The organism is Barnesiella sp. ET7, assembly GCF_024733785.1.
In the GTDB taxonomy this organism is placed as follows: Bacteria; Bacteroidota; Bacteroidia; order Bacteroidales; family Barnesiellaceae; genus Barnesiella; species Barnesiella merdigallinarum.
This window is the reverse complement of sequence record NZ_JANRHM010000016.1, coordinates 75,370-84,429: the sequence shown is the minus strand read 5'-3', so window position 1 is coordinate 84,429 and position 9,060 is coordinate 75,370. Positions and strand designations below refer to the sequence as shown.

Below are 9,060 nucleotides of genomic sequence, written 5' to 3'. Positions count from 1 at the left end.
ATTACATTGGCAATCAATTTATTATAAAGTTTTATTCTTTTTACGACAGTCCCTAATTAGATGTGATTTTTATGGAAGGATAAGTTAACAGATGGGCGGTAAAAGCAGAACCCTAAAAGCTATTCCAACTTTTAGGGTTCATAAAGAATGGGGGGAATCCCATTATGTTTTAGGGAAACTTATTGTTTTATAATCGAGCTTGATACGGTTCCATTTGTCGTTTTAATAACAATTTGGTAGAAGCCGGGTGCAAGGTCTTTTACTTGCAACTGTCCTGAGGCTAAGATGTTTGACGAGAGTACCAGTGTACCGGTAATGGAGTAAACATCGGCCTGATAAGCATTGATTGCTCTGATGTAGAGTACATCGCTGACCGGATTGGGGTAGCATACAACTGCTGATTTTTCGGCATTGATATGGCTGATTGCACTAGATGTGCCGGAATATTGGTAGGCTCCCAAGTCGATGTTGAGGTCATCGTCGATGCAGGGATTACCGTCCAAATCGTAAGCTGTGCCTAAAAGGCCTGCAGGGTCATCGCCTGCGGCTATTAACGGAGAAGTGGAAGAAAGGTGGAAATCTCCATTTTCGGGATCGACAAAGAGCGGAGCTTTAGCATCGCCATTATCTTGATTATTGTCCATTGCCAATTTGATGCAGTTATCATTGATGACAATTTGTGAACCTTCTTTTTGAGATTCGGTGATGAGATAGTCGTAACCCCAAGTATTGCGTCCGTCGGCATTTTCGGTAAGTCCGATTGCTGTATTTGAAAATTCTACCGAGGCGCCCGAGGTGGCGTCGCAACGGATGTTGCCCGGTGTATTTCCCCAGAGTATCGTGTTGTAGAATCGCACGTTGCCTTTTTCGATGAAGATACCGCCAACTCGGTTCCAGTCGAAGTTGCCAGAGCCCACATTATTGACGATGGTGGTATTACAGAATGTTACGTCACCTTGGCTGCGCATGATACCAAACTTGGACGAGACGGTATTGTTGGCAAACAGACAGTTCGAGATGGTAAGGTCGCAACCCGCATAGGCCAGGATACCGGCCGTTTCGGTGGCTTTGTTGTTGCGGAAGATACAGTTGTTGAATTGAGCCGAACCGTAGACTTCGATGATTATGCGGTTCCCGGCACTAAGCAAATCGCAGTTAGCAATCTCCAATCCGTCGAAATAGACTGTGCGGGAGGTGCTGTTGCCTCCGACTGACATCATGGTGCAATTTGACGTTAAAACAGGTCTGATGGTTTTGTCGCGTTGGTCGAAGGAGGTTTCGTTACCTTTGAATCCGCCGTATAATTGGGCTCCTTGTCCCAAGTAGAATCCGGCATCGATAGTGTAGTTGCCTTCTTTAATCCAGGCCTCTACATCTACTTTTTTGGCTAATGAACTGATGTTGGCTCCATCTTCCCAGGAGGTTCCACTACCTGTTCCATTAGGAACGATGTAAATCACTTCGGCAGCAGCTTGGAGACCCCATGCTGCGATGGCTGCCGTTAAAAGAGAAGAAAGTAATCGTTTTGCTTTCATAGCTGTTAAATTTTAGTGAATGATTTTTATGATAGATCGAAGTCAATTATATATGGTTTAATCGTAGAAGTATTATGGTTTGTTTTCGATGATGAGAATCCCATTAGAAATTTTCCGGGCTCCTGTACTATCCGACGGTTTGTTTAGTAGAGGAAAGGAGGCCGATTCATCGGGTGTATCTTCTCTTATGATCATTGTAGAAGAACCTCCTCCATCTAATGCAATGGCATCTGAGCAGTTTAGGGCCTGGAATATTGTAGCGAGATCGTTTAGACTGGCACCGGCAGAGTAGCCCGGTTGACGGCCATCGACAACTATTAGGTAAAGCGTTTTACCATGGTTGGCGATTCCAACACCCGTACGGGGATGACGTTCTTCTGCCAGACTAACCTGATCGTTTACTATTTGTTTTATCCCATCTCTGATTAAAAGGCCTCGTCCGCCAATTACATCTTGCATTTCGAAGAGACGAGGAAGTATATCGTCGACGATGCCGATACCTACATTCCCGTCTTTCGTCTTGTAAATCACTTCGGTGTGTTGGTTGTAATAAGATGTTTGAATAGCGAAACCTTCTTTGTAAAAAATACTCATGGGAACTAAGCCGCCGGGAACCGAAGTGGTTCTGGCCCAATAGTCGCCGTTGACACCCAACCACACGGTCTTACCATTGTTTTCGGCAGCTTGAGCGTGAACAGAGAGTATGGCATCGGGATTAGCCAATTCGGGTTTGTCGTTGGGGGTAGAGGCAACCCAGGTAACCTGGTTGAGATCGACTTGTGCGACAAACATATGGGTTCTATCACCGTTACTTTGGCAGTCGATGTCAAATATTGTTACTCCATCTCGTAGTAAATGGACAGATTCGCCATTTATCTTTTCAATAATACCACTTTTTTTGTTTAGCGTATTTGATAAGTTGGAGTAAGAACGCTTCGAATTATTCGATATTTGATGTACAGGGGGATAACTGAAGGTATTATCGACCATCCAGCGAGCTTTATACATCTTATAATTCGGTTTTTGAAAAATTACCTTTCCAGAGGAATCGATCAGGCGGTCGGACCACCACGACTCCGTGGGTTGAAGCATCATTGTGGACGTGTTGTCCGGTCCCGACGAGATGCTTTTAATTTCTTTCAGGCAGTAGCAGACGTTACATTGCCCGGTAATGAGGTCGTATTTGTATACCTTGCTGTTGGTTGTCCAGAAGAGAGCGCTCTCGCCATAGACTGGGAACAGATCGTGCGAGCCTTCCGACCCGTTTCCGGTGAGGCGGTATATTTCTTTCCGGTTGAAGAGGGCCGGGGTATCTTGATTGAAATTGTATTCATAGGATACCAGGCAGTTATTGTCGGTTGTATACAACAGGCTTTTCATACGGTCCCACACGACATTGTGGGCTGCCGAGACCTTGTAGCTATTGATAGCTTGGCCGGTTCCGAGTACCGTGTCGGTGCGGAATATGCTTATTTGTTGGTCGGTCGACGACGCCGTGACAATGTTTCCGTCGGGGAGCAGCTCGGCCGAGTGCGGGTTTTCGCCAGCGTAAGCATAGAACATGACCTTCTTGTCGGCAATTCTGATTAGAGCCACCGCACCTCCCGAAGCAGTTACAAGCAGATATTTGCCGTTGTAGACCGGTTTTACCTCACTGGGGTTATGAAACCATATTTGTTTGGAGGCGGGAATTGACGATGAGGCGGCCTCCCATTTCCACAGAATTGTACCATTTTCTTGTGCGATGACAAAAGCCCGATTTGATTGTTCGGCAATGGCGATTGTCTTGGAGTTTTGCGGTGTGCAACTACAAGCAATTGCAAAAGACGGGAGGATAAACGAAATAAGAAGTCCCGATAAGAGAACTATTTTGTAATGTACACACATGGTATTATTGTTGTTTTTCGATAACCAGAATTCCATTGGATATAGTACGAGCTCCATCATTGTCTGAAGGCCTGTTTATGATGGGAAATGTAACTAATCCGTCGGGTTTTACCTTTCGTACAATCATCGTAGATGATCCACCTCCGTCTAATGCGATGGCATTGGTACAGTTTAGTGAATGAAGTAACGAAGCAATAGCATTTAGGTCGAGACCTGAAGAATATCCTTGTTGACGACCATCGACAACAAGAAAGTAGAGAGTATTGTTTTTTTTGTTAATGCCTACAGCCGTCCGGGGATAGCGTATGGTCGATTGTGAAATATCATCGAATACGGTTTGTTGAACGTCGTCTTTTATGAGTAGGCCTCGTCCGCCTATTACCTCTTGCATGTTATCTAATTGGGGGAAAATATCGTTGACGGTGCCGATACCTATATCTCCACTTTTTGTCTTGTAGATAACTTCGGTATGCTGATTGTAATAAGTCGTTCGAATAGCGACGCCATCTTTGTAAAATATACCCATAGGAACCAATCCTCCGGGAACCGAAGAGTTTTCGGCCCAATAATCTCCATTGACTCCTACCCATACGGTTTTTCCGTTGCCTTCAGCCGATCCGGCATGTACAGGCAGTATGGCATCGGGATTAGCCAATTCGGGTTTGTCGTTGGGCGTAGAAGCTATAATAGTTACTTGATTCAAGTCTATTTGGGCAATGAACATATGAGTTCGTTCTCCTTCGCTTTCAAAGTCGATGTCATGTACGGTAACCCCATTGCGCAAAGAATTGATAGACTCATTATATATATCACCAATAATCCCGGTCTCTGTTTTTAGGGTATTGAGTAAATTGGAAAAGTTTTTTTCCTCTTCATCAGATGAAGTACAAGACATAGATATGGTGATGAGAGATAAGAACAACAATATGGAAGTCAGTTTATATAATTTCATAATCGATGTTTTTTAGTATTTAGAAATTTATCATTGAGGGTATTCATAGGCTCCTATATCGACTGATGATCCTGCAATACGATGATTCCCTGTGATGTCGTAGAAGATATTTAATGTTTCAATGGCACTGCTCAGCCCTTTGTCTATGCAGCTTGAAGAACTCCGAAGACTAAAATCTTCGGTTCCTGAATTGATGTTAGTAAATTGAGGCCCGTCGGATGCATCGTTGTCGGAAGATAAAGAAATCACATTACTCTTGGTTGGCTCTTGGTAAATGGCATCTCCAGTCTGTATAGCACAATTATATAGTTTTACATTTGAGTCGGAGTATAATTGGTGGTATCCTCCTTTGGGTCGGGTGTCTTTGTTGCCCCACAGAATGGTGTTGTAAGCTTCGGTTCCTTTATCCATTCGGATACCACCTCCGGCTCCACCACCACCTTGGTTGTTGACGATAGTTACATTATAGAGTTTTGTGCCGTTGGCAACATGAACCACGGCTCCGGTAGAGCCTAACGAGGAGTTTCCATAGAAGAGGCAGTTTATAAGTTCGCAATTATCATAATATCCACCGGAGTTTTTCCCGTATGTATTGTTCCTGATAATACAGTTTCTAAGTCCACGCCCTTTGTATATCTCAAGCGGACCCATGTAATCTGATTGGCTATTGGCTCCTTCAAAAATGAATCCATCGATGAATACTCGAATTCCATTCTCATTGTTCCAGGCATTCATCGTCTGGAACGGACCTCCGATGATTCGTGATTTTTGGGAAAAATCCCGGTCTTTGCGTTTTACTTCATTCCCTTCGAAGCCACCGAAAACATTAACCTCTTTCCAGTTGAGGGTAGTGGTGATTTGATAATCTCCTTTGGCCACCCACAGTTCTTTCAATTTGGCATAGTCGGCAGCTGTCATACCTGCAGAAATGGTATTAAATGCTCTTTCCCAGGAACTTCCGTCACCACCTGCCGGGGCATCGGCTCTTACATATACTATCTCATTGGCTGCACGTTGAGCAATATAAATAGTATCGCAAGAGTTGTCGATATTCCCTTTCTCTCCGACAAGGATATAGCCGTAACGCTCATCATAGTCGAGGTTCTCGTCGATTGATACCGTTACTTTTACATCTGTCTTCTCGGTACTGTTTGTTGCCGGGATTGCACTCACCTTAATCCAGTTGGCCGAGCTTCGGGTCTCGGCTTCCCGGTTGAGTGTAACCAGAAATTCGTGACTTTCGCCGGCTCGTTGTACGATGCAGTCTTTTTCTTCGGGGAGAAGAGCCCATGCCACTAGTTCGTCTCGGGTACTTTGGATAATTGTTAACTGATTTTCGACCGTACGGTTTTCGTCAAAGAGTCTGATGGATTGTTGGCGGGTATTACCGGTTGTATTCATCTCGGCATGGATAACCATCTTCCCGTTTTCCGATTTCGAGATAGAGAAACCCTCACCAGAGATGGTTTCGAACTGCCAATCTTGTTCGGTGATGATGTCGACGATTTCGTCGCCGCCCTGACGGTTAAAATAGATAACCTTCTTGGGGAGTGTGATGAGGCTGCCCCGGCTCAGTTGGGTGACAGGTATTCTCTTGGAGAGTTGGTCCATCAGTCGTATTTCGATATATCCTGTACGGTTGGCCATTTCGGTATTCTCGGCAATTTCGAGAATGATGGAGTCGGGTTTAAGGGCATGGCCTCTCACTCGACGAATGTTTATCCAGTCGGCTTCGGTCTCGGCAAACCAGGGGTACGACGATTTCAGGTTGATCACTAGTCGTTCGGCCATGGGGCCGACCGAAATTTCGTCTTGAATAGTGAGTTCAGGCGTTATTCGGCGAACGATTCCGTCATCGTCGCACGAAATCATAGCTCTCATAAAAAAGGAGAGGAATAGCCCTAAAAGGAGATAAGAGAATATTTTGTTTTTCATCGTTTGTCGCTTTAATATGTTACTGTTTTTGAGTAATTATTAACCCATTCAAAACCTTTTGAGGTGTATTTTGAGAAAGCCTGTTAATCGTCTTGAATACAACACCCGAAGGGGTTTCTTCCCGTACTGAAAAAGTTGAGTATACACCATCGCTGAGATTGGTCGCTTGATAGCAACCCGCCCCTTGGCAGATGAGCATGGCGTCTCGGAGTCTGATTCCGGTAGAATATTCGGGAGTGCTACCTTCGACTACGAAAATATAGAACTTGGATGCATCTATATTGGTACCTACGAAAGTGCGAGCTTGGAGGGACATGGTGTTGTCATCAGCCAGAAATGCACCAAGATTTCCATCTTCCATAAGACGTTGTTTGCCTCCTATGGTATGTACTGCCTGCTGACGTAGAACCAGAAATTCTGAAACGGAACAAACCCGTACTTTACCGTCGCGAGTGACTACGACACAGTTGTCATACTCTTTCTCTGCGGTCTCTTTGATAGCAACGCCGTCTTTATAGAAGAGACCTTTGGCTTCGGTTGAATTAAATTCTCCCCCGTTAATGGCTAACCAAACTTTCAATCCGGCCTGTTCGGCACTCATGGCCTGTTCGGGTATTGTTTGTAATTCGTTGATTCCGGTCGTTTTATTGTTAGGAGACGATGCTGCTACTATGACATTTTTACTTAAATCGATGACCGCAATGATCATGCGAGTAGGTTTTTTCATGTACGTAAAAGAGAGGTCGGTGATTTCTATTCCATCACATAAATTATAGGAGGTTTCCGATTGGATACTTTGGATATATTCTACATGAGTTGCAATATTTTGCACCATAGGTGATTGGGCTCCTTTGGTGTCGAGAGCGTTGTCGTTTTCTCCACAACCGGTTATCGTTGTAATTATCAGGAGCGTTGTTAGTATACGGGTACTATGTTTTGCTAGTTGTTTCATAATCGAATATTTTCGGGTTGAAATATATTATTCCCAACCTGGGTTTTGAGGTAAAAGATTGGGGTTCAATGAAATTTCGTTTAGAGGAATGTTGAATAGATAATTCTTCTCGGTGAAATTTGGCTGATAGTCTATTCGAAGATCATAAGGCATGATAAACCCATCTTTGATAGGAACTTTGTCGGTGAGATAAGCCAATTCTTTAGCTGTATACATGTTGGATTTTGCTCCTCTCCTTGGACGATTTAACAAGTGTCCACAGTGCCAACGCAAGATATCCATGTATCGAAGTCCTTCGGCAAAAAGTTCGACACGTCGTTCGCGTCTGATTTCACGAATGAGGTAGGCGTTAGGCCCCTTGATGTCGGGATATTTTTCAATCATGTCGGGATCTTCACCCTCTGCCGGGGGAGTAGGTGATAGCATGAATGTCAGCCCGGCTCGCTTTCGGAGTAGGTTTATTGTTTTATCCAGTTCGGGATCTTCACCCAGTTCGGCTCCAGCTTCAGCTCGGATCAATAAAATTTCGGCGTAGCGGAAGATGGGGGAGTCGACACTACCTTTGAAGCGTAAATCTACATATTCGGCGGGATTATAGTATTTGGCAATGCAGTATCCCGTCGTGGAGGTTCCGTAATAGGGTCTGTCATCGGTTCCTTCCATGTAAGAGAAGATATTGGGCGCACCGCCTACTCTTTTCCCATTGACAGTTTTCCAAAGGTAGTAGCAGTCTTCGCCATCGGCTGGGTTGCAGATCGTTTGCAATAAGCGAGGGTCACGAAGTCTCATCTCTATCGAAGAACTCTTGTTTTTGTGACAGCTACATTGCGAGATGGGCAATCCTGTTTTTGCACAGAGGTATTCTTCGAAGCAGTCGCGGCTCATGCCATAATTGGATAAGGGTAAAGTACGGCTTATGTCATGGCCCATATTGATAGATGCGTCATATTCTTTGGAAAGAATAATTTCACTGTTCCCGGTGTAATTGTCTTGAATGAAAAGATTGTAATAGGGTTTATTCCCAGTGTTGTATAGGCTATATCCATATTCGGGTTTCATAAGTTCTCCGGCGGCATTGTAAGCCTCTCGGAGGAATTTTTCAGATCCCTCAAGATTCCGATACAGCCGCCATGTTCCTTCAAATAGGCAGACTCTTGCTTTAAGAGCAAGTGCGGCATCTTTGCTAACACGGGCTACATTGGTCTTTTTGGCCATTAGTTCTACGGCTCTATCTAGGCACATGAGAATAGAGTCCATGACTTCGTATCGAGAGTTTCGACCTTGATACAGTTCGGGACTATTAGTCGTCAGAGGTTTTGTATACCAAGGTACATCGCCGAAACGAACAACCTTGTTGAAATAATCCAAAGCTTTAAAGAAGTATATTTCTCCGGCATATTGGTTTTTAGCCGATTCCCCTGCTGGAGATCGCTGATAGTTGTTCAAGAATTCGTTGCACCCTCTGATAATAGACCATGACCATTGACTATCGGAGGTGGTGATGAGATTTTGTCCCCAAGCGATGTTATTGGCGCCGGTCGAATAGATATTATCCGATTGGCAGTCGATTGAGATGAATTCCATGGCTCCGTCGGTATTGGGATTTCCTTGTCCGATAATAAGTTTTGGATAGAATGTATTACAATATTGCTCCAAGGCAGAGGCATTTGCAGTCTCCCAATAGTGATTACTTTCGATTACATCCTCGGGCTTGAGATCAAGGTAGTCGTTACATCCTGAAAACAGGGGACTCAATAAAACAGAACAATAAAAAAATATTTTTTTCATAAGACTTGATA

Annotated in this window: 6 protein-coding genes; all 6 read right to left on the bottom strand. The window is 44.2% G+C overall.

The features are described from left to right. Positions 1-179: 179 nt before the first annotated feature. The 6 genes from NW211_RS10720 to NW211_RS10695 all read right to left on the bottom strand — a co-directional run bounded on the left by NW211_RS10720 (position 180) and on the right by NW211_RS10695 (position 9,049). The gene (locus NW211_RS10720; protein WP_258327837.1) at positions 180-1,535 is read right to left on the bottom strand and encodes a T9SS type A sorting domain-containing protein; all 1,356 of its coding nucleotides are present in this window, start codon (positions 1,533-1,535) and stop codon (positions 180-182) included. A gap of 72 nt (positions 1,536-1,607) precedes the next feature. After that, positions 1,608-3,482, bottom strand: coding sequence for a phosphodiester glycosidase family protein (locus NW211_RS10715; RefSeq protein ID WP_258327836.1), 1,875 nt, complete (start codon positions 3,480-3,482; stop codon positions 1,608-1,610). Continuing rightward, positions 3,427-4,374, bottom strand: a complete 948-nt coding sequence (locus tag NW211_RS10710; protein ID WP_258327835.1) for a phosphodiester glycosidase family protein — start codon at positions 4,372-4,374, stop codon at positions 3,427-3,429. Before NW211_RS10710 ends, NW211_RS10715 begins: the two co-directional genes overlap by 56 nt. A 30-nt stretch (positions 4,375-4,404) precedes the next feature. Next, positions 4,405-6,309 (bottom strand): BACON domain-containing protein, encoded by a 1,905-nt coding sequence (locus tag NW211_RS10705; protein WP_258327834.1) that lies wholly within the window; start codon positions 6,307-6,309, stop codon positions 4,405-4,407. A 19-nt stretch (positions 6,310-6,328) separates the two neighbouring features. Then, positions 6,329-7,261: a phosphodiester glycosidase family protein gene (locus NW211_RS10700; protein WP_258327833.1), complete on the bottom strand. Its 933-nt coding sequence runs from the start codon at positions 7,259-7,261 to the stop codon at positions 6,329-6,331. A 27-nt stretch (positions 7,262-7,288) separates the two neighbouring features. Next, a complete protein-coding gene (locus NW211_RS10695) occupies positions 7,289-9,049 on the bottom strand; it encodes a RagB/SusD family nutrient uptake outer membrane protein (protein ID WP_258327832.1) in 1,761 nt (586 codons plus the stop codon). Positions 9,050-9,060: the final 11 nt, after the last annotated feature.

Bases quoted from the DNA above. Each gene is read 5' to 3' on its own strand.
- NW211_RS10710 (WP_258327835.1), bottom strand. From the start codon at position 4,374: ATGAAATTATATAAACTGACTTCCATATTGTTGTTCTTATCTCTCATC.
- NW211_RS10705 (WP_258327834.1), bottom strand. From the start codon at position 6,309: ATGAAAAACAAAATATTCTCTTATCTCCTTTTAGGGCTATTCCTCTCC.
- NW211_RS10695 (WP_258327832.1), bottom strand. From the start codon at position 9,049: ATGAAAAAAATATTTTTTTATTGTTCTGTTTTATTGAGTCCCCTGTTT.
- NW211_RS10700 (WP_258327833.1), bottom strand. From the start codon at position 7,261: ATGAAACAACTAGCAAAACATAGTACCCGTATACTAACAACGCTCCTG.
- NW211_RS10720 (WP_258327837.1), bottom strand. From the start codon at position 1,535: ATGAAAGCAAAACGATTACTTTCTTCTCTTTTAACGGCAGCCATCGCA.
- NW211_RS10715 (WP_258327836.1), bottom strand. From the start codon at position 3,482: ATGATGGAGCTCGTACTATATCCAATGGAATTCTGGTTATCGAAAAAC.